This is a genomic window from Pseudomonas sp. Root562 (genome assembly GCF_001427125.1).
Lineage (GTDB): Bacteria > Pseudomonadota > Gammaproteobacteria > Pseudomonadales > Pseudomonadaceae > Aquipseudomonas.
Genome location: NZ_LMGK01000023.1, coordinates 375,278 through 391,305 on the forward strand (window position 1 = coordinate 375,278; position 16,028 = coordinate 391,305).

A 16,028-nucleotide genomic window follows, 5' to 3' on the forward strand; every position below is an offset into this window, starting at 1 on the left:
TGTATTCGCTGAGATCAGGTGTGGGATTGCAGGTAGTTCTCGAGACCGATCAACTTGATCAGACCCAACTGCTTCTCCAGCCAGTAAGTGTGATCTTCTTCGGTGTCGTTGAGCTGGATGCGTAGCATTTCGCGGCTAACGTAATCCTGGTGCTGCTCGCAAAGCTCGATACCTTTGCACAGAGCGGCGCGAACTTTGTACTCGAGACGCAGATCCGCTTCGAGCATTTCCGGTACGGTGGTGCCGACATCGAGGTCGTCCGGACGCATGCGCGGTGTGCCTTCGAGCATCAGGATGCGACGCATCAGCGCATCAGCATGACCTGCTTCTTCTTCCATTTCATGGTTGATACGTTCGTAGAGCTTGGTGAAACCCCAGTCCTCATACATCCGCGAGTGGACGAAATATTGATCACGCGCGGCCAGCTCGCCGGTCAGCAACGTGTTGAGGTAATCGATAACGTCTGGGTGGCCTTGCATCGCCCTACATCTCCCTGCTTTAAAGTCTGTAGTTTGAACCAACCGGGCTGCAACGTCACTCGGCAGACGCAATAAAAGCGAAGATATTCTGAGAAAACCAGCTGAAATAACGCAAAAACCGCCCTAATAAGGGCGGTTCTGCTTCTCATTTAGACTTCGTTAAGCTGTACGTTGAGTAGCGTTGCGATTGCTTCTCCATACGCCGGGTCGGCCTTGAAGAAATGCTGCAACTGCCGGTCGACCACATCACTCGACACACCTGCCATTGCTCCAGCGATGTTGCTGACCAGCAAGTTTTTCTGCTCATCGCTCATCAATCGGAAAAGTGCACCAGCGTGACTGTAGTAGTCGGTGTCCTCACGATGGTCATAGCGATCGGCAGCCCCGCTTACAGCCAACGCAGGCTCGGCATAACGAGGCGCCTGTTTAGGTGCCTCCACATAGCTGTTCGGCTCGTAGTTCGGTGCCGCACCGCCATTGCTTCCAAAAGCCATGGAGCCATCACGCTGATAGGTGTTTACAGGACTGCGAGGCGCGTTCACTGGCAGTTGCTGGTGGTTGGTACCAACACGGTAGCGATGTGCATCCGCATACGCGAATACTCGGCCTTGCAGCATGCGATCCGGCGACAGACCAACACCCGGCACCATATTGCTAGGACCGAATGCGGCTTGCTCAACCTCAGCGAAGTAATTGAGCGGGTTGCGATTGAGTTCCAGCTCACCGACCTCGATCAGCGGAAACTCTTTCTGCGACCAGGTTTTGGTGACATCAAACGGGTTTTCATAATGTGCGGCAGCCTGAGCTTGCGTCATGATCTGAATGCACACGCTCCATTTCGGAAAGTCACCGCGCTCGACGGCCTCAAACAGGTCGCGCTGAGCGTAATCAGGATCAGTCCCGGCCAGACGCGCTGCATCTGCCGGTGCCAGGTTCTTGATGCCCTGCCGGGTCTTGTAGTGCCACTTGACCCAATGACGCTCGCCACTGGCGTTGATCAGGCTATACGTGTGGCTACCAAAGCCGTGCATGTGACGGTAACCATCAGGTATGCCGCGATCTGAAAACAGGATCGTGACCTGATGCAATGCCTCTGGAGAATGCGACCAGAAATCCCACATCGCCTGCGCACTCTTGAGGTTGCTCTGCGGCAGACGCTTTTGCGTGTGGATAAAGTCCGGGAATTTCAGCGGATCTCGAATGAAAAACACCGGTGTGTTGTTGCCGACAATGTCCCAGTTACCTTCTTCGGTATAGAACTTCAAGGCAAAGCCGCGGGGGTCACGTTCGGTGTCTGCCGAACCACGCTCACCACCAACGGTTGAGAACCGCAGAAACGTCGGAGTCTGCTTACCTACAGTCTCGAACAGCTTGGCGCTAGTGAACTGAGTGATGTCACGCGTCACGGTGAAGGTACCGTAAGCGCCCGAGCCTTTGGCGTGTACACGGCGTTCCGGGATGTTTTCACGATTGAAGTGGGCAAGCTTCTCGATCAGATGAAAATCGTCGAGCAGCAGCGGGCCACGAGGACCGGCGGATCGGGAATTCTGGTTATCGGCGACAGGAGCGCCACTGGCGGTGGTAAGCGTTTTGTTTTGGCTCATGCGATCTCTTCCTTTGTCGGTCTTGAACTGCCGGCTAAACGGCTGAAAGGAAGTATTGACGATCGAGATGACATCTTCTAATTCATTGACTGATATAAATCGATAGAGAAACCTGATCACTCTTCAATTTATAGGCGGCTCGGCGGGCTTTTGAAGCGGACACAAAAAACCGGGCGCTAGGCCCGGTTCTTTGTTTCAGACTGACGTCTTACTCGGCGGATACAGCTTCGCCAGCAGTAGCACGATCAACCAACTCGACGTACGCCATAGGCGCGTTGTCGCCAGCGCGGAAACCGCACTTGAGGATGCGCAGGTAGCCACCCTCACGGGTAGCGTAACGCTTGCCCAGGTCGTTGAAGAGCTTACCAACGATAGCTTTCGAACGAGTACGGTCGAAAGCCAGGCGGCGGTTAGCAACGCTGTCTGTCTTGGCCAAAGTGATCAGCGGCTCGGCAACGCGGCGCAGTTCTTTAGCTTTTGGCAGAGTAGTTTTGATCAGCTCGTGCTCGAACAGCGACACCGCCATGTTTTGGAACATGGCCTTGCGGTGCGAGCTGGTGCGGCTGAGGTGACGACCACTTTTACGATGACGCATGGTTCATTCCTTACCAAACACTACGTTCGGTGATTACGACGATCAGGCAGTCGCCTTGTCGTCCTTCTTAAGACTTGCAGGCGGCCAGTTGTCGAGGCGCATGCCGAGGGACAGACCGCGGGAGGCCAGAACGTCCTTGATTTCAGTCAAGGATTTCTTGCCCAGGTTCGGAGTCTTCAACAGTTCTACTTCGGTACGCTGAATCAGGTCGCCGATGTAGTAAATGTTTTCCGCCTTAAGGCAGTTAGCCGAACGTACAGTCAGTTCCAGATCGTCAACCGGGCGAAGCAGGATCGGATCGATCTCGTCTTCCTGCTCGACAACCACTGGCTCACTGTCACCTTTGAGGTCGACGAACGCAGCCAACTGCTGTTGCAGAATGGTTGCAGCGCGACGGATTGCCTCTTCAGGATCCAGAGTACCGTTGGTTTCCAGATCAATAACCAGCTTGTCCAGGTTGGTACGCTGCTCGACACGGGCGTTTTCCACCACGTATGCGATACGGCGAACCGGGCTGAACGAAGAGTCGAGCTGCAAGCGACCGATGCTGCGGCTTTCGTCTTCATCGCTCTGACGCGAGTCTGCTGGTTCATAACCACGACCACGAGCTACTACGAGCTTCATGTTCAGGGCGCCGTTAGACGCCAGGTTAGCGATTACGTGATCGGGGTTAACGATCTCGACATCATGATCCAGCTGAATATCGGCAGCGGTAACCACCCCCGAACCCTTCTTCGACAAGGTCAGCGTAACTTCGTCACGGCCGTGCAGCTTGATAGCCAGACCTTTAAGGTTCAACAGGATTTCAATTACGTCTTCCTGTACACCTTCGATGGCGCTGTACTCGTGGAGCACACCGTCAATCTCGGCCTCGACTACTGCACAGCCAGGCATTGAGGACAACAGGATGCGGCGCAGCGCGTTGCCCAGGGTGTGGCCAAAACCACGCTCGAGAGGCTCGAGAGTGATCTTGGCGCGGGTTGGACTGACAACCTGCACATCAATGTGGCGGGGTGTCAGGAACTCATTTACCGAAATCTGCATGGATGCACCTATTTTCTAGCCCTTACTTGGAGTAGAGCTCGACAATCAGGCTTTCGTTGATGTCGGCGGACAGATCACTGCGAGCTGGAACGTTCTTGAAAACGCCCGACTTCTTCTCAGTGTCTACTTCTACCCATTCTACGCGGCCACGTTGGGCACACAGATCGAGAGCTTGGACAATGCGAAGTTGGTTTTTTGCTTTCTCGCGAACAGCAACCACGTCACCAGCACGAACCTGGTAGGACGGAACGTTAACGGTCTGACCGTTTACGCTGATCGACTTGTGCGATACCAGCTGACGGGATTCGGCACGAGTCGAACCAAAGCCCATACGGTATACAACGTTGTCCAGACGGCATTCGAGCAGTTGCAGCAGGTTTTCACCGGTTGCACCTTTCTTGCCAGCAGCTTCTTTGTAGTAGCCGCTGAACTGACGCTCGAGAACGCCGTAGATACGACGGACCTTCTGCTTTTCACGCAGTTGGGTGCCGTAGTCGGACTGGCGACCGCGGCGTTGGCCGTGGATACCAGGTGCTGCTTCAATGTTGCACTTCGATTCGATCGCGCGCACGCCGCTCTTCAGGAAGAGATCGGTGCCTTCGCGACGAGCGAGTTTGCATTTTGGACCAATGTAACGAGCCATTCTTTACAATCTCCTGGATTACACGCGGCGCTTCTTCGGCGGACGGCACCCGTTGTGCGGGATTGGCGTCACGTCGGTGATGCTGGCGATCTTGTAGCCACAGCCGTTCAAAGCGCGGACTGCGGATTCACGACCTGGACCTGGACCTTTGACGTTGACGTCGAGGTTTTTCAGGCCGTATTCCAGCGCAGCTTGACCAGCACGTTCAGCAGCTACTTGAGCAGCAAACGGGGTGGACTTGCGGGAACCGCGGAAACCCGAACCACCGGAGGTAGCCCAGGAAAGAGCGTTACCTTGACGGTCGGTGATGGTCACGATGGTGTTGTTAAAAGATGCATGGATGTGGGCGATGCCATCAACCACTGTCTTTTTAACTTTTTTACGAGGACGAGCAGCAGGTTTTGCCATGATTAAATTCCTGTCGATTCGCTGGGGCGATTACTTGCGGATCGGCTTACGCGGACCTTTACGGGTACGCGCGTTGGTCTTGGTACGCTGACCGCGTACTGGAAGACCACGACGATGACGCAGACCGCGATAGCAACCGAGGTCCATCAAGCGCTTGATTTTCATGTTGATTTCGCGACGCAGGTCACCTTCAGTGGTGAACTTCGCCACTTCGCCACGCAGCTGTTCAATTTGCTCGTCGCTCAGATCTTTGATCTTTGCTGCTGGGTTTACCCCAGTCTCTGCACAAATTTTCTGTGCAGTAGTGCGACCAACACCATAGATGTAGGTCAGCGAGATAACAGTATGCTTGTTATCTGGAATGTTAACGCCTGCAATACGGGCCATTCAGTGGGACTCCAATTGACAGCTACCTACGCCCCGGAAGCCAAGAAATAGGGCGCGAGATAATATCGCTGTAATAACAAATAATCAACCCGGTAGCGCACTAGCTACCGGGCTTGAAGCACAATCACACTCAGCCTTGGCGCTGTTTGTGACGCGGTTCCGCGCTGCAAATTACTCGAACAACACCTTCGCGGCGAATAATCTTGCAGTTACGGCACAGCTTTTTCACCGATGCACGAACTTTCATCACCAACTCCTCGAACCTTATGGGTCAGCGCAGCATGCCGCTGCCGTAACCCTTCAGGTTGGCTTTCTTCATCAGGGATTCGTACTGGTGCGAAACGAGGTGCGATTGTACTTGGGACATGAAGTCCATCACAACCACGACGACGATCAGCAACGAGGTCCCGCCAAGGTAGAACGGAACGTTGGCTGCAACCACCAGGAACTGGGGCAACAGGCACACGGCCGTCATGTATAGAGCACCGAACAGGGTCAAGCGAGTCAGAACGCCATCAATGTAGCGCGCAGACTGCTCACCTGGACGAATGCCCGGAATAAAGGCACCGGACTTCTTCAGGTTTTCCGCTACGTCTTTCGGATTGAACATCAACGCCGTATAGAAGAAGCAGAAGAAAATAATCCCTGCACTAAACAGCAGAATATTCAACGGCTGACCAGGAGCGATCGACTGCGAGATGTCCTGCAACCAGCCCATACCTTCAGACTGACCGAACCAGGCACCCAACGAAGCCGGGAACAGCAAAATGCTGCTCGCGAAAATAGCCGGAATAACACCGGCCATGTTCACCTTCAGCGGTAAGTGGCTAGTCTGCGCAGCAAACACCTTACGGCCTTGCTGACGCTTGGCGTAGTGAACAGCAATACGACGCTGACCACGCTCAATGAACACCACGAAACCGATAATCGCTACTGCCAGCAAACCGATGGCAACCAGGGCGAAGATATTGATATCACCCTGACGTGCAGACTCGAAAGACTGCCCGATCGCTCTCGGAAGACCGGCGACGATACCTGCGAAGATCAACATCGAGATACCGTTGCCTACACCGCGCTCAGTGATCTGCTCACCCAGCCACATCATGAACATCGCACCAGCCACAAATGTGGTTACCGCAACGAAATGAAAGCTGAAATCAGCAGTAAACGAAACGCCCTGCCCCGCCAGGCCGATGGACATGCCAATGGCCTGGACAAGAGCAAGAGCGACGGTGAGGTAGCGGGTGTACTGGCTGATCTTGCGACGGCCAGCTTCACCTTCCTTCTTCAACTGCTCCAGCTGCGGGCTGACGGCTGTCATCAACTGCATGATGATCGATGCCGAAATGTACGGCATGATCCCCAGTGCAAAGATGCTCATCCGCTCCAGCGCGCCGCCGGAAAACATGTTGAACAAGCTAAGAATGGTCCCCTCATTCTGTCGAAACAGGTCCGCGAGTCGGTCCGGGTTGATACCTGGAACCGGGATGTGTGCGCCTATTCGGTAGACGATAATCGCCAGGAACAGAAAACGCAGACGAGCCCAGAGTTCAGACATACCGCCTTTGCCGAGCGCAGAGAGAGCACCTTGCTTAGCCATTTATTCCTCGAACTTGCCGCCAGCTGCTTCGATAGCCGCACGCGCACCTTTGGTGGCGCCGATTCCCTTGCCGATAGTGACAGCGCGAGTCACTTCACCGGACAGCATGATTTTCACACGCTGTACGTTGACGTTGATCACGTTGGCATCTTTCAGGGACTGCACGGTGACGATGTCGCCTTCCACTTTAGCCAGCTCGGACAGACGCACTTCTGCGCGATCCATGGCTTTCAGGGAAACGAAACCGAACTTCGGCAGGCGACGATGCAGCGGCTGTTGACCGCCTTCAAAGCCTGGAGCAATGGTGCCACCGGAGCGGGAGGTTTGACCTTTGTGACCACGGCCACCAGTCTTACCCAAACCACTACCGATACCACGGCCCGGACGATGCTTTTCGCGACGGGAACCCGGCGCTGGACTCAGATCATTGAGTTTCATCGATTAACCCTCGACACGCAGCATGTAGTAAGCCTTGTTGATCATCCCGCGATTCTCGGGAGTATCCTGGACTTCTACAGTGTGACCGATGCGACGCAGACCCAGACCCTTAACACACAGTTTGTGGTTAGGGATGCGGCCGGTCATGCTTTTGATCAGCGTAACTTTAACGGTAGCCATGATCAGAAGATCTCCTTGACGCTTTTGCCACGCTTGGCGGCAATGGATTCAGGAGACTGCATTGCTTTCAAACCCTTGAAAGTGGCGTGAACCACGTTTACCGGGTTAGTCGAGCCGTAGCACTTGGCCAGAACGTTCTGAACGCCAGCAACTTCGAGAACGGCACGCATTGCGCCGCCAGCGATGATACCGGTACCTTCAGAAGCAGGCTGCATGTACACCTTCGAAGCGCCGTGAGCGGACTTCATTGCGTACTGCAGAGTGGTGCCGTTCAGATCAACCTGGATCATGTTGCGGCGAGCAGCTTCCATTGCCTTCTGGATCGCAGCAGGCACTTCACGCGACTTGCCACGGCCGAAGCCAACACGGCCTTTACCATCACCAACCACGGTCAACGCGGTGAAAGTGAAGATACGGCCGCCTTTAACGGTTTTGGCTACGCGGTTAACTTGAACCAGCTTCTCGATGTAGCCTTCGTCGCGCTTTTGGTCGTTATTTGACATAACTTAGAACTCCAGCCCAGCTTCACGAGCAGCATCAGCCAGCGCTTTAACGCGGCCGTGGTACTTGAAGCCAGAGCGGTCGAAAGCCACCTGCGAGACGCCAGCGGCCTTAGCACGCGTAGCGACCAGCTGGCCAACCTTAGTGGCCGCGTCGATGTTGCCAGTGGCGCCATCACGCAGTTCTTTATCCAAAGTCGAGGCACTTGCCAGGACTTTGTTGCCGTCGGCCGAAATGACCTGGGCGTAGATGTGCTGCGAAGAGCGGAACACGCAGAGACGCACGACTTCGAGTTCGTGCATTTTCAGGCGTGCTTTGCGAGCGCGACGCAGTCGAGTAACTTTTTTGTCGGTCATTTGCTATGCCCTACTTCTTCTTGGCTTCTTTACGACGGACGACTTCGTCCGCGTAGCGCACACCTTTGCCTTTGTACGGCTCTGGTGGACGGAAGTCGCGGATCTCGGCGGCCACTTGACCTACCAGCTGCTTGTCGATGCCCTTGATCAGGATATCGGTCTGGCTAGGAGTCTCAGCGGTGATGCCTTCCGGCAGTTCGTAATCCACTGGGTGCGAGAAGCCAAGAGCCAGGTTCAGCACTGTGCCTTTAGCTTGCGCTTTGTAACCAACACCGACCAGCTGGAGCTTGCGCTCGAAGCCTTGGCTTACGCCTTGGACCATGTTGTTTACCAACGCACGAGTGGTACCAGCCATTGCGCGAGTCTGTTGATCGCCATTGCGAGCAGCAAAACGCAGCTCACCGGCTTCTTCAACGATCTCAACGGACGAATGGATGTTCAGTTCGAGAGTGCCCTTGGCACCCTTCACCGAAAGCTGTTGGCCTGCGAATTTTACTTCGACACCGGCTGGCAGCTTAACGGGGTTCTTAGCGACGCGAGACATGCTTATCCCCCCTTAGAACACAGTGCAAAGAACTTCGCCGCCGACACCGGCAGCGCGCGCAGCACGATCAGTCATCACACCCTTGTTGGTGGAGACGATAGACACACCGAGACCGCCACGAACTTTCGGCAGATCTTCGACGGACTTGTACTGACGCAGGCCTGGACGGCTAACGCGCTTGACTTCTTCGATAACCGGACGGCCTTCGAAATATTTCAGCTCGATAGACAGCAGTGGTTTGGTTTCGCTGCTGATCTGATAACCCGCGATGTAACCTTCGTCCTTCAGGACTTTGGCAACAGCTACCTTCAAAGTAGAAGATGGCATGCTTACGACGGACTTTTCAGCCATCTGGGCATTACGGATTCGAGTTAGCATGTCCGCTAACGGGTCCTGCATACTCATGGGCTAGACGCTCCTAATACAGAAAAATTAGCCTTGCGGCTACTACGTGTCGCCGAGAATCTCCGAGCGTATAAAACACGGGCTCAGGCGAGCCGGGTATTCTAGACACACCCCAGAAATGAATCAAGCCCCAAAAGGGGCTTGATTCAGATTCAAGGCCACCGGTGGTCAGGATCTTGCGACCCCGAACACCGAGACTTTGACAGTATTTACCAGCTGGCTTTAACCAGACCTGGTACGTCACCACGCATTGCCGCTTCACGCAGCTTGTTACGGCCGAGGCCGAACTTGCGGTAAACGCCGTGCGGACGACCAGTCAGGCGGCAGCGGTTACGCATGCGCGAGGCGCTTGCGTCACGTGGCTGCTTCTGCAGGGCTACTGTAGCTTCCCAACGCGCTTCTGGACTTGCGTTCAGATCAACGATGATTGCTTTCAGTGCTGCACGCTTCTTGGCGTACTTGGCAACCGTGAGCTGACGCTTCAGCTCGCGGTTTTTCATGCTCATCTTGGCCATGGTCCTACTCCAATCAGTTGCGGAACGGGAATTTGAACGCACGCAGCAGAGCGCGGCCTTCATCATCGTTCTTGGCAGTGGTGGTCAGGGTAATGTCCAGACCGCGGAGAGCATCGATCTTGTCGTAGTCGATTTCCGGGAAGATGATCTGCTCTTTTACGCCCATGCTGTAGTTACCACGACCATCGAAGGACTTGGCATTCAGGCCGCGGAAGTCGCGAACCCGAGGCAGGGAGATCGACAGCAGACGATCCAGGAACTCGTACATACGCTCACGGCGCAGGGTCACTTTGACGCCGATCGGCCAACCTTCACGGACTTTAAAGCCAGCGATGGATTTGCGAGCGTAGGTCACAACGACTTTCTGGCCGGTGATCTTTTCCAGGTCAGCAACAGCGTGCTCGATGACTTTTTTGTCGCCGATCGCTTCGCCCAGACCCATGTTCAGGGTGATTTTGGTAACGCGCGGAACTTCCATCACGTTCGAAAGCTTAAGTTCTTCCTTAAGTTTCGGAGCGATTTCCTTCCGGTAAATCTCTTTTAGTCGTGCCATGGTCTTCTACCTAGCAGTGTTCAAGCATCAACCGCTTTTTGGGTCGACTTGAAGACACGAATTTTCTTACCGTCTTCTACTTTGAAACCAACGCGGTCAGCCTTGTTGGTTTCGCCGTTGAAGATGGCGACGTTGGAAGCGTGCAGTGGCGCTTCTTTCTCGACGATACCGCCTTGTACGCCCGACATCGGGTTAGGCTTGGTATGGCGCTTGACCAGGTTCAGACCACCAACAACCAGACGGTTGTCAGCAAGAACCTTCAGCACCTTACCGCGCTTACCTTTGTCTTTGCCGGCGATCACGATGATCTCGTCGTCACGACGAATCTTTTGCATGTCGGATCTCCTTACAGCACTTCTGGGGCGAGCGAGACGATCTTCATGAACTTCTCAGTACGAAGTTCACGGGTCACTGGCCCAAAGATACGGGTGCCGATCGGCTCTTGCTTGTTGTTCAGAAGAACAGCAGCGTTGCCATCAAAGCGGATAATGGAGCCATCGGCACGGCGTACGCCGTGACGAGTGCGGACTACAACAGCAGTCATCACTTGGCCTTTTTTCACTTTACCGCGAGGAATTGCTTCCTTGACGGTAACCTTGATGATGTCACCGATACCAGCGTAACGACGATGGGAGCCACCCAGCACCTTGATGCACATAACACGGCGAGCGCCGCTGTTATCGGCCACATCGAGCATGGATTGAGTCTGAATCATATAATTTCTCCGACCCCTAGTCCTTAGACTTCCACAGCGCGTTCGAGAACATCAACCAGCGCCCAAGACTTGGTCTTGGCCAAAGGACGAGTTTCACGAATAGTGACTTTGTCGCCGATGTGGCACTGATTGGTTTCGTCGTGCGCGTGCAGCTTAGTCGAACGCTTAACGTATTTACCGTAGATCGGGTGCTTAACGCGACGCTCGATCAGAACGGTGATGGTTTTGTCCATCTTGTCGCTGACAACACGGCCAGTCAGCGTACGGACAGTTTTTTCGGCTTCAGCCATGATTACTTACCTGCCTGCTGGTTGAGCACAGTCTTCACGCGAGCGATGTCACGCTTAACTTGCGAGAGCAGATGAGACTGCCCCAACTGGCCAGTTGCTTTCTGCATACGCAGATTGAACTGGTCGCGCAGCAGGCCGAGCAGTTGCTCGTTCAGCTGCTGTGCGGATTTTTCACGAAGTTCATTCGCTTTCATCACATCACCGTCCGTTTAACAAAGGAGGTGGCGAGCGGCAGCTTTGCAGCAGCCAGGGCGAAAGCCTCACGCGCCAGCTCTTCAGAAACACCCTCGATTTCATACAGGACTTTGCCTGGCTGAATCTGGGCAACCCAGTATTCCACGTTACCCTTACCTTTACCCATCCGAACCTCGAGAGGTTTTTTGGAGATCGGCTTGTCCGGGAATACACGGATCCAGATCTTGCCGCCACGTTTTACGTGACGGGTCAGAGCACGACGCGCTGACTCGATCTGACGAGCGGTGAGACGACCACGAGCAACAGACTTCAGCGCGAACTCGCCGAAGCTGACTTTGCTACCGCGCAATGCCAGGCCACGGTTGTGACCAGTCATTTGCTTGCGGAACTTCGTACGCTTTGGTTGCAACATTTGGCGTACCCCTTACTTAGCAGCTTTTTTACGAGGCGCTGGTGCTTGTGGTTTCAGTTCTTCTTGGCGACCACCAATTACTTCGCCTTTGAAGATCCAAACCTTTACACCGATCACACCGTAAGTGGTGTGAGCTTCGTAGTTGGCATAGTCGATGTCGGCACGCAGGGTGTGCAGTGGCACACGACCTTCGCGATACCATTCAGTACGTGCGATTTCAGCACCGCCGAGACGACCGCTCACTTGGATTTTGATGCCTTTGGCACCAATGCGCATGGCGTTCTGTACAGCGCGCTTCATAGCGCGACGGAACATTACGCGACGCTCCAGCTGCTGAGCTACGCTCTGCGCAACCAGCATACCGTCGAGCTCCGGCTTGCGGATCTCTTCGATATTGATGTGCACAGGCACACCCATTTGCTTGGTCAGGTCCTGACGCAGTTTCTCAACATCTTCACCTTTCTTCCCGATAACGATACCTGGACGAGCGGTGTGGATGGTGATACGTGCAGTTTGGGCCGGACGATGGATATCGATACGGCTTACGGACGCGCTTTTTAGTTTGTCTTGGAGATACTCACGCACCTTCAGATCAGCGAACAAGTAGTCCGCATAAGTCCGACCGTCTGCGTACCAGACGGAGGTGTGCTCCTTGACGATTCCCAGGCGAATGCCAATGGGATGTACTTTCTGACCCATCTCTTCGACTCCGTTACTTGTCAGCAACCTTGACAGTGATATGGCAAGACCGCTTGACGATGCGATCAGCACGGCCTTTGGCACGTGGCATGATGCGCTTCAGCGAACGCCCTTCGTTGACGAAAACGGTGCTGACCTTCAGGTCATCAACGTCTGCGCCTTCGTTATGCTCGGCGTTGGCTACGGCCGACTCCAGCACTTTCTTCATGATCTCGGCGGCTTTCTTACTGCTGAAAGCCAACAGGTTGAGCGCTTCGCCCACCTTCTTCCCGCGGATCTGGTCGGCGACCAAGCGGGCTTTCTGGGCGGAGATTCGAGCGCCCGACAACTTAGCGGCTACTTCCATTTCCTAACCCCTTAACGCTTGGCTTTCTTGTCTGCCACGTGCCCGCGATAAGTGCGGGTACCGGCGAACTCGCCCAGTTTGTGGCCGACCATGTCTTCGTTAACGAGAACTGGGACGTGTTGACGACCGTTGTGTACTGCGATGGTCAGACCGACCATTTGTGGCAGGATCATCGAACGGCGCGACCAGGTTTTAACTGGTTTGCGATCGTTCTTTTCCGCCGCCACTTCGATCTTCTTCAGTAGGTGAAGATCGATAAAAGGACCTTTTTTCAGAGAACGTGGCACTGTCGTATCCCTCTATTTACTTGCGACGACGGACGATCATTTTGTCGGTACGCTTATTACCACGAGTCTTCGCGCCCTTAGTCGGGAAGCCCCATGGCGATACCGGATGACGACCACCAGAGGTACGACCTTCACCACCACCATGTGGGTGGTCAACCGGGTTCATGGCAACACCACGAACGGTTGGGCGAACGCCACGCCAGCGTTTGGCACCAGCTTTACCCAGCGAACGCAGGCTGTGCTCGGAGTTCGAGACTTCGCCCAGGGTCGCGCGGCACTCAGCCAGCACTTTACGCATCTCACCAGAACGCAGACGCAGGGTCACGTAGACACCTTCACGAGCGATCAGCTGAGCCGAAGCACCAGCGGAACGAGCGATCTGCGCGCCTTTACCTGGCTTCAATTCGATGCCGTGTACGGTGCTACCAACTGGAATGTTACGCAGTTGCAGAGCGTTGCCCGGCTTGATCGGTGCCAGAGCACCTGCGATCAGCTGGTCGCCAGCACTCACGCCTTTAGGGGCGATGATGTAGCGACGCTCGCCATCTGCGTACAGCAGCAGAGCGATGTGAGCAGTACGGTTTGGATCGTATTCGATACGCTCGACAGTGGCAGCGATGCCATCTTTGTCGTTGCGACGGAAGTCGACCAGACGATAATGCTGCTTATGACCACCACCGATGTGACGAGTGGTAATACGGCCATTGTTGTTACGACCACCAGACTTCGACTTCTTCTCGAGCAGCGGTGCGTGAGGAGCGCCTTTATGCAGCTCCTGGTTGACCACCTTGACCACAAAACGGCGGCCAGGGGAAGTCGGTTTGCATTTAACGATTGCCATGATGCACCCCTTCCTTACTCAGCACTGCTGCTGAAATCGAGATCTTGGCCTGGCTGAAGGGAGATAACTGCCTTCTTCCAGTCATTACGCTTGCCCAGACCGCGAGCAGTGCGCTTGCTCTTACCCAGAACATTCAGGGTAGTAACACGCTCTACTTTCACGCTGAACAGGCTTTCGACGGCCTTCTTGATTTCCAGCTTGGTTGCGTCAGTAGCAACCTTGAAAACGAACTGGCCTTTCTTGTCTGCCAGAACCGTAGCCTTCTCGGAAACGTGCGGGCCAAGCAGAACTTTAAATACGCGTTCCTGGTTCATCCCAGCAGCTCCTCGAATTTCTTCACGGCCGACACGGTGATCAACACCTTGTCGTATGCGATCAGACTAACTGGATCGGAACCTTGCACGTCACGTACATCTACGTGTGGCAGGTTACGAGCAGCCAGGTACAGGTTCTGATCAACAGCGTCCGACACGATCAGAACGTCGGTCAGGCTCATGTTGTTCAGTTTGCCCAGCAGGTCTTTGGTTTTCGGCGTCTCAACGGCGAAATCCTGAACCACGACCAGACGATCAGTACGCACCAGCTCAGCAAGGATGGAACGCATTGCTGCGCGATACATCTTCTTGTTCAGCTTCTGGGAGTGATCCTGTGGACGAGCTGCGAAAGTGGTACCGCCGCCACGCCAGATTGGGCTACGGATAGTACCGGCACGAGCACGGCCAGTACCTTTCTGACGCCATGGGCGCTTACCGCCACCACGAACGTCGGAACGGGTCTTTTGCTGCTTGCTACCCTGACGGCCGCCGGCCATGTAGGCCACGACTGCTTGGTGAACCAGCGTCTCGTTGAACTCGCCGCCAAATGTCAGTTCGGAAACTTCGATCGCTTGAGCGTCATTTACATTTAATTGCATGTCAGCTTCCCCTTAACCGCGAGCCTTGGCTGCTGGACGTACAACCAAGTTGCCGCCAGTAGCGCCAGGAACAGCGCCCTTGACCAACAACAGATTGCGTTCAGCGTCCACGCGCACTACTTCGAGGGACTGCACGGTCACGCGCTCAGCGCCCATATGACCGGACATTTTTTTGCCCTTGAATACACGACCAGGAGTCTGGCACTGGCCGATAGAGCCTGGAACGCGGTGGGATACGGAGTTACCGTGGGTGTTATCTTGCCCGCGGAAATTCCAACGCTTGATCGTACCCTGGAAGCCTTTACCCTTGGACTGACCGGTTACATCAACCAGTTGACCAGCGGCGAAGATTTCAGCGTTGATCAGATCGCCGGCCTGGTACTCGCCTTCTTCAAGACGGAATTCCATTACGGTACGACCAGCGGCAACGTTCGCCTTGGCGAAGTGGCCAGCCTGAGCTGCTGTTACACGCGAAGCGCGACGCTCGCCGACAGTGACTTGCACTGCACGATAGCCATCGGTCTCTTCAGTTTTGAACTGGGTGACGCGATTCGGCTCGATCTCAATGACCGTGACCGGAATGGAGACACCTTCTTCGGTGAAAATACGGGTCATACCGCATTTACGACCGACTACACCAATAGTCATGTTGTAAACCTCATGAGTGTACGGGGCTTTCACCCGCTATGGCCGCCCATTTCAGAGCGTTACACGACTAAGACCGAGTCTTAGCCGAGGCTGATCTGCACTTCCACACCGGCCGCAAGATCAAGCTTCATAAGAGCATCAACGGTTTTATCCGTTGGCTGGACGATGTCCAGAACGCGCTTATGAGTACGGATCTCGTACTGGTCACGCGCGTCTTTGTTGACGTGCGGGGAGACCAGAACGGTGAACCGCTCTTTACGGGTAGGCAGTGGAATTGGACCACGCACTTGAGCACCAGTACGTTTCGCGGTTTCCACGATTTCCTGGGTTGATTGGTCGATCAGGCGATGGTCGAAAGCCTTCAACCTGATACGGATTTGCTGATTTTGCATTGGATTTCAGACTCCGGCTGCTATTCCCACCGGGCGCA

Annotated in this window: 30 protein-coding genes; all 30 read right to left on the reverse strand. The window is 54.7% G+C overall.

From position 1 onward, the window contains the following. Positions 1–14: 14 nt before the first annotated feature. A complete protein-coding gene (bfr, locus tag ASD60_RS21210; RefSeq protein WP_056855882.1) occupies positions 15–479 on the reverse strand; it encodes a bacterioferritin in 465 nt (154 codons plus the stop codon). Positions 480–628: 149 nt separating this feature from the next. Next, positions 629–2,083, reverse strand: coding sequence for a catalase (locus ASD60_RS21215; protein WP_056855883.1), 1,455 nt, complete (start codon positions 2,081–2,083; stop codon positions 629–631). A gap of 208 nt (positions 2,084–2,291) precedes the next feature. After that, positions 2,292–2,678 (reverse strand): 50S ribosomal protein L17, encoded by a 387-nt coding sequence (gene rplQ, locus ASD60_RS21220; RefSeq protein ID WP_007970429.1) that lies wholly within the window; start codon positions 2,676–2,678, stop codon positions 2,292–2,294. A 42-nt stretch (positions 2,679–2,720) separates the two neighbouring features. Next, the gene (locus ASD60_RS21225; RefSeq protein WP_007970428.1) at positions 2,721–3,722 is read right to left on the reverse strand and encodes a DNA-directed RNA polymerase subunit alpha; all 1,002 of its coding nucleotides are present in this window, start codon (positions 3,720–3,722) and stop codon (positions 2,721–2,723) included. A gap of 22 nt (positions 3,723–3,744) precedes the next feature. Continuing rightward, a complete protein-coding gene (gene rpsD, locus ASD60_RS21230; protein ID WP_003176404.1) occupies positions 3,745–4,365 on the reverse strand; it encodes a 30S ribosomal protein S4 in 621 nt (206 codons plus the stop codon). Positions 4,366–4,383: 18 nt separating this feature from the next. Beyond that, positions 4,384–4,773: a 30S ribosomal protein S11 gene (rpsK, locus tag ASD60_RS21235; RefSeq protein ID WP_002555466.1), complete on the reverse strand. Its 390-nt coding sequence runs from the start codon at positions 4,771–4,773 to the stop codon at positions 4,384–4,386. Between the two features lie 30 nt (positions 4,774–4,803). After that, positions 4,804–5,160 (reverse strand): 30S ribosomal protein S13, encoded by a 357-nt coding sequence (gene rpsM / locus ASD60_RS21240; protein ID WP_009045849.1) that lies wholly within the window; start codon positions 5,158–5,160, stop codon positions 4,804–4,806. Positions 5,161–5,290: 130 nt separating this feature from the next. Then, entirely contained in the window at positions 5,291–5,407 is a 117-nt protein-coding gene (gene rpmJ, locus ASD60_RS28975) for a 50S ribosomal protein L36 (protein ID WP_002555468.1), read from the reverse strand. A gap of 24 nt (positions 5,408–5,431) precedes the next feature. After that, entirely contained in the window at positions 5,432–6,760 is a 1,329-nt protein-coding gene (secY, locus tag ASD60_RS21250) for a preprotein translocase subunit SecY (RefSeq protein WP_056855884.1), read from the reverse strand. Beyond that, positions 6,761–7,198 (reverse strand): 50S ribosomal protein L15, encoded by a 438-nt coding sequence (gene rplO / locus ASD60_RS21255; protein ID WP_003228720.1) that lies wholly within the window; start codon positions 7,196–7,198, stop codon positions 6,761–6,763. 3 nt (positions 7,199–7,201) lie between these two features. Further along, positions 7,202–7,378 (reverse strand): 50S ribosomal protein L30, encoded by a 177-nt coding sequence (gene rpmD / locus ASD60_RS21260; RefSeq protein WP_003176408.1) that lies wholly within the window; start codon positions 7,376–7,378, stop codon positions 7,202–7,204. Between the two features lie 2 nt (positions 7,379–7,380). Beyond that, positions 7,381–7,881, reverse strand: coding sequence for a 30S ribosomal protein S5 (rpsE, locus tag ASD60_RS21265; RefSeq protein ID WP_003186035.1), 501 nt, complete (start codon positions 7,879–7,881; stop codon positions 7,381–7,383). Positions 7,882–7,884: 3 nt separating this feature from the next. Beyond that, entirely contained in the window at positions 7,885–8,235 is a 351-nt protein-coding gene (rplR, locus tag ASD60_RS21270; RefSeq protein WP_003186037.1) for a 50S ribosomal protein L18, read from the reverse strand. Between the two features lie 10 nt (positions 8,236–8,245). Beyond that, the gene (gene rplF / locus ASD60_RS21275) at positions 8,246–8,779 is read right to left on the reverse strand and encodes a 50S ribosomal protein L6 (protein WP_003176412.1); all 534 of its coding nucleotides are present in this window, start codon (positions 8,777–8,779) and stop codon (positions 8,246–8,248) included. A 12-nt stretch (positions 8,780–8,791) separates the two neighbouring features. Next, a complete protein-coding gene (gene rpsH / locus ASD60_RS21280; protein WP_003228724.1) occupies positions 8,792–9,184 on the reverse strand; it encodes a 30S ribosomal protein S8 in 393 nt (130 codons plus the stop codon). A gap of 209 nt (positions 9,185–9,393) precedes the next feature. Further along, entirely contained in the window at positions 9,394–9,699 is a 306-nt protein-coding gene (gene rpsN / locus ASD60_RS21285; protein WP_003176414.1) for a 30S ribosomal protein S14, read from the reverse strand. Between the two features lie 13 nt (positions 9,700–9,712). Further along, positions 9,713–10,252 carry a 50S ribosomal protein L5 gene (gene rplE / locus ASD60_RS21290; RefSeq protein ID WP_003210069.1) on the reverse strand — a complete coding sequence of 180 codons (540 nt, stop codon included), beginning with the start codon at positions 10,250–10,252 and terminating at the stop codon, positions 9,713–9,715. A 20-nt stretch (positions 10,253–10,272) separates the two neighbouring features. Further along, on the reverse strand, positions 10,273–10,587 hold the full coding sequence (rplX, locus tag ASD60_RS21295) for a 50S ribosomal protein L24 (protein ID WP_003186046.1): 315 nt from the start codon (positions 10,585–10,587) through the stop codon (positions 10,273–10,275). Positions 10,588–10,598: 11 nt separating this feature from the next. Beyond that, entirely contained in the window at positions 10,599–10,967 is a 369-nt protein-coding gene (rplN, locus tag ASD60_RS21300; RefSeq protein WP_002555479.1) for a 50S ribosomal protein L14, read from the reverse strand. 23 nt (positions 10,968–10,990) lie between these two features. Beyond that, positions 10,991–11,257 (reverse strand): 30S ribosomal protein S17, encoded by a 267-nt coding sequence (gene rpsQ, locus ASD60_RS21305; RefSeq protein ID WP_003176419.1) that lies wholly within the window; start codon positions 11,255–11,257, stop codon positions 10,991–10,993. Between the two features lie 2 nt (positions 11,258–11,259). Beyond that, the gene (gene rpmC, locus ASD60_RS21310) at positions 11,260–11,451 is read right to left on the reverse strand and encodes a 50S ribosomal protein L29 (RefSeq protein ID WP_002555481.1); all 192 of its coding nucleotides are present in this window, start codon (positions 11,449–11,451) and stop codon (positions 11,260–11,262) included. Beyond that, the gene (gene rplP, locus ASD60_RS21315) at positions 11,451–11,864 is read right to left on the reverse strand and encodes a 50S ribosomal protein L16 (RefSeq protein ID WP_003228729.1); all 414 of its coding nucleotides are present in this window, start codon (positions 11,862–11,864) and stop codon (positions 11,451–11,453) included. Before rplP ends, rpmC begins: the two co-directional genes overlap by 1 nt. Before the next feature lie 12 nt (positions 11,865–11,876). Further along, positions 11,877–12,563, reverse strand: coding sequence for a 30S ribosomal protein S3 (gene rpsC, locus ASD60_RS21320; protein ID WP_003176422.1), 687 nt, complete (start codon positions 12,561–12,563; stop codon positions 11,877–11,879). A 13-nt stretch (positions 12,564–12,576) separates the two neighbouring features. Next, on the reverse strand, positions 12,577–12,909 hold the full coding sequence (gene rplV / locus ASD60_RS21325; protein WP_003103908.1) for a 50S ribosomal protein L22: 333 nt from the start codon (positions 12,907–12,909) through the stop codon (positions 12,577–12,579). An 11-nt stretch (positions 12,910–12,920) separates the two neighbouring features. Beyond that, a complete protein-coding gene (gene rpsS / locus ASD60_RS21330; protein ID WP_002555486.1) occupies positions 12,921–13,196 on the reverse strand; it encodes a 30S ribosomal protein S19 in 276 nt (91 codons plus the stop codon). A gap of 16 nt (positions 13,197–13,212) precedes the next feature. Further along, entirely contained in the window at positions 13,213–14,037 is an 825-nt protein-coding gene (gene rplB, locus ASD60_RS21335) for a 50S ribosomal protein L2 (RefSeq protein ID WP_003186055.1), read from the reverse strand. A 14-nt stretch (positions 14,038–14,051) separates the two neighbouring features. Next, positions 14,052–14,351: a 50S ribosomal protein L23 gene (rplW, locus tag ASD60_RS21340; RefSeq protein WP_002555488.1), complete on the reverse strand. Its 300-nt coding sequence runs from the start codon at positions 14,349–14,351 to the stop codon at positions 14,052–14,054. After that, on the reverse strand, positions 14,348–14,950 hold the full coding sequence (gene rplD, locus ASD60_RS21345) for a 50S ribosomal protein L4 (RefSeq protein WP_003228735.1): 603 nt from the start codon (positions 14,948–14,950) through the stop codon (positions 14,348–14,350). Before rplD ends, rplW begins: the two co-directional genes overlap by 4 nt. Positions 14,951–14,962: 12 nt before the next feature. Continuing rightward, positions 14,963–15,598, reverse strand: a complete 636-nt coding sequence (gene rplC / locus ASD60_RS21350; RefSeq protein ID WP_003186059.1) for a 50S ribosomal protein L3 — start codon at positions 15,596–15,598, stop codon at positions 14,963–14,965. An 80-nt stretch (positions 15,599–15,678) separates the two neighbouring features. Continuing rightward, the gene (rpsJ, locus tag ASD60_RS21355; protein WP_003186070.1) at positions 15,679–15,990 is read right to left on the reverse strand and encodes a 30S ribosomal protein S10; all 312 of its coding nucleotides are present in this window, start codon (positions 15,988–15,990) and stop codon (positions 15,679–15,681) included. Positions 15,991–16,028: the final 38 nt, after the last annotated feature.

What these genes read in the sequence shown, in the direction of transcription:
- rplP (WP_003228729.1), bottom strand. Translation starts at nt 11,864, where the DNA reads ATGTTGCAACCAAAGCGTACGAAGTTCCGCAAGCAAATGACTGGTCAC.
- rpmD (WP_003176408.1), bottom strand. Translation starts at nt 7,378, where the DNA reads ATGGCTACCGTTAAAGTTACGCTGATCAAAAGCATGACCGGCCGCATC.
- rpsM (WP_009045849.1), bottom strand. Translation starts at nt 5,160, where the DNA reads ATGGCCCGTATTGCAGGCGTTAACATTCCAGATAACAAGCATACTGTT.
- ASD60_RS21215 (WP_056855883.1), bottom strand. Translation starts at nt 2,083, where the DNA reads ATGAGCCAAAACAAAACGCTTACCACCGCCAGTGGCGCTCCTGTCGCC.
- rplV (WP_003103908.1), bottom strand. Translation starts at nt 12,909, where the DNA reads ATGGAAGTAGCCGCTAAGTTGTCGGGCGCTCGAATCTCCGCCCAGAAA.
- rpsQ (WP_003176419.1), bottom strand. Translation starts at nt 11,257, where the DNA reads ATGGCTGAAGCCGAAAAAACTGTCCGTACGCTGACTGGCCGTGTTGTC.
- rplX (WP_003186046.1), bottom strand. Translation starts at nt 10,587, where the DNA reads ATGCAAAAGATTCGTCGTGACGACGAGATCATCGTGATCGCCGGCAAA.
- rplR (WP_003186037.1), bottom strand. Translation starts at nt 8,235, where the DNA reads ATGACCGACAAAAAAGTTACTCGACTGCGTCGCGCTCGCAAAGCACGC.
- rpmJ (WP_002555468.1), bottom strand. Translation starts at nt 5,407, where the DNA reads ATGAAAGTTCGTGCATCGGTGAAAAAGCTGTGCCGTAACTGCAAGATT.
- rplW (WP_002555488.1), bottom strand. Translation starts at nt 14,351, where the DNA reads ATGAACCAGGAACGCGTATTTAAAGTTCTGCTTGGCCCGCACGTTTCC.
- rpsJ (WP_003186070.1), bottom strand. Translation starts at nt 15,990, where the DNA reads ATGCAAAATCAGCAAATCCGTATCAGGTTGAAGGCTTTCGACCATCGC.
- secY (WP_056855884.1), bottom strand. Translation starts at nt 6,760, where the DNA reads ATGGCTAAGCAAGGTGCTCTCTCTGCGCTCGGCAAAGGCGGTATGTCT.
- rpsH (WP_003228724.1), bottom strand. Translation starts at nt 9,184, where the DNA reads ATGAGTATGCAGGACCCGTTAGCGGACATGCTAACTCGAATCCGTAAT.
- rplC (WP_003186059.1), bottom strand. Translation starts at nt 15,598, where the DNA reads ATGACTATTGGTGTAGTCGGTCGTAAATGCGGTATGACCCGTATTTTC.
- rplQ (WP_007970429.1), bottom strand. Translation starts at nt 2,678, where the DNA reads ATGCGTCATCGTAAAAGTGGTCGTCACCTCAGCCGCACCAGCTCGCAC.
- rpsK (WP_002555466.1), bottom strand. Translation starts at nt 4,773, where the DNA reads ATGGCAAAACCTGCTGCTCGTCCTCGTAAAAAAGTTAAAAAGACAGTG.
- rpmC (WP_002555481.1), bottom strand. Translation starts at nt 11,451, where the DNA reads ATGAAAGCGAATGAACTTCGTGAAAAATCCGCACAGCAGCTGAACGAG.
- rpsC (WP_003176422.1), bottom strand. Translation starts at nt 12,563, where the DNA reads ATGGGTCAGAAAGTACATCCCATTGGCATTCGCCTGGGAATCGTCAAG.
- rplD (WP_003228735.1), bottom strand. Translation starts at nt 14,950, where the DNA reads ATGCAATTAAATGTAAATGACGCTCAAGCGATCGAAGTTTCCGAACTG.
- rpsN (WP_003176414.1), bottom strand. Translation starts at nt 9,699, where the DNA reads ATGGCCAAGATGAGCATGAAAAACCGCGAGCTGAAGCGTCAGCTCACG.
- rpsE (WP_003186035.1), bottom strand. Translation starts at nt 7,881, where the DNA reads ATGTCAAATAACGACCAAAAGCGCGACGAAGGCTACATCGAGAAGCTG.
- rplE (WP_003210069.1), bottom strand. Translation starts at nt 10,252, where the DNA reads ATGGCACGACTAAAAGAGATTTACCGGAAGGAAATCGCTCCGAAACTT.
- rpsD (WP_003176404.1), bottom strand. Translation starts at nt 4,365, where the DNA reads ATGGCTCGTTACATTGGTCCAAAATGCAAACTCGCTCGTCGCGAAGGC.
- rplO (WP_003228720.1), bottom strand. Translation starts at nt 7,198, where the DNA reads ATGAAACTCAATGATCTGAGTCCAGCGCCGGGTTCCCGTCGCGAAAAG.
- rplF (WP_003176412.1), bottom strand. Translation starts at nt 8,779, where the DNA reads ATGTCTCGCGTCGCTAAGAACCCCGTTAAGCTGCCAGCCGGTGTCGAA.
- rplB (WP_003186055.1), bottom strand. Translation starts at nt 14,037, where the DNA reads ATGGCAATCGTTAAATGCAAACCGACTTCCCCTGGCCGCCGTTTTGTG.
- bfr (WP_056855882.1), bottom strand. Translation starts at nt 479, where the DNA reads ATGCAAGGCCACCCAGACGTTATCGATTACCTCAACACGTTGCTGACC.
- ASD60_RS21225 (WP_007970428.1), bottom strand. Translation starts at nt 3,722, where the DNA reads ATGCAGATTTCGGTAAATGAGTTCCTGACACCCCGCCACATTGATGTG.
- rplN (WP_002555479.1), bottom strand. Translation starts at nt 10,967, where the DNA reads ATGATTCAGACTCAATCCATGCTCGATGTGGCCGATAACAGCGGCGCT.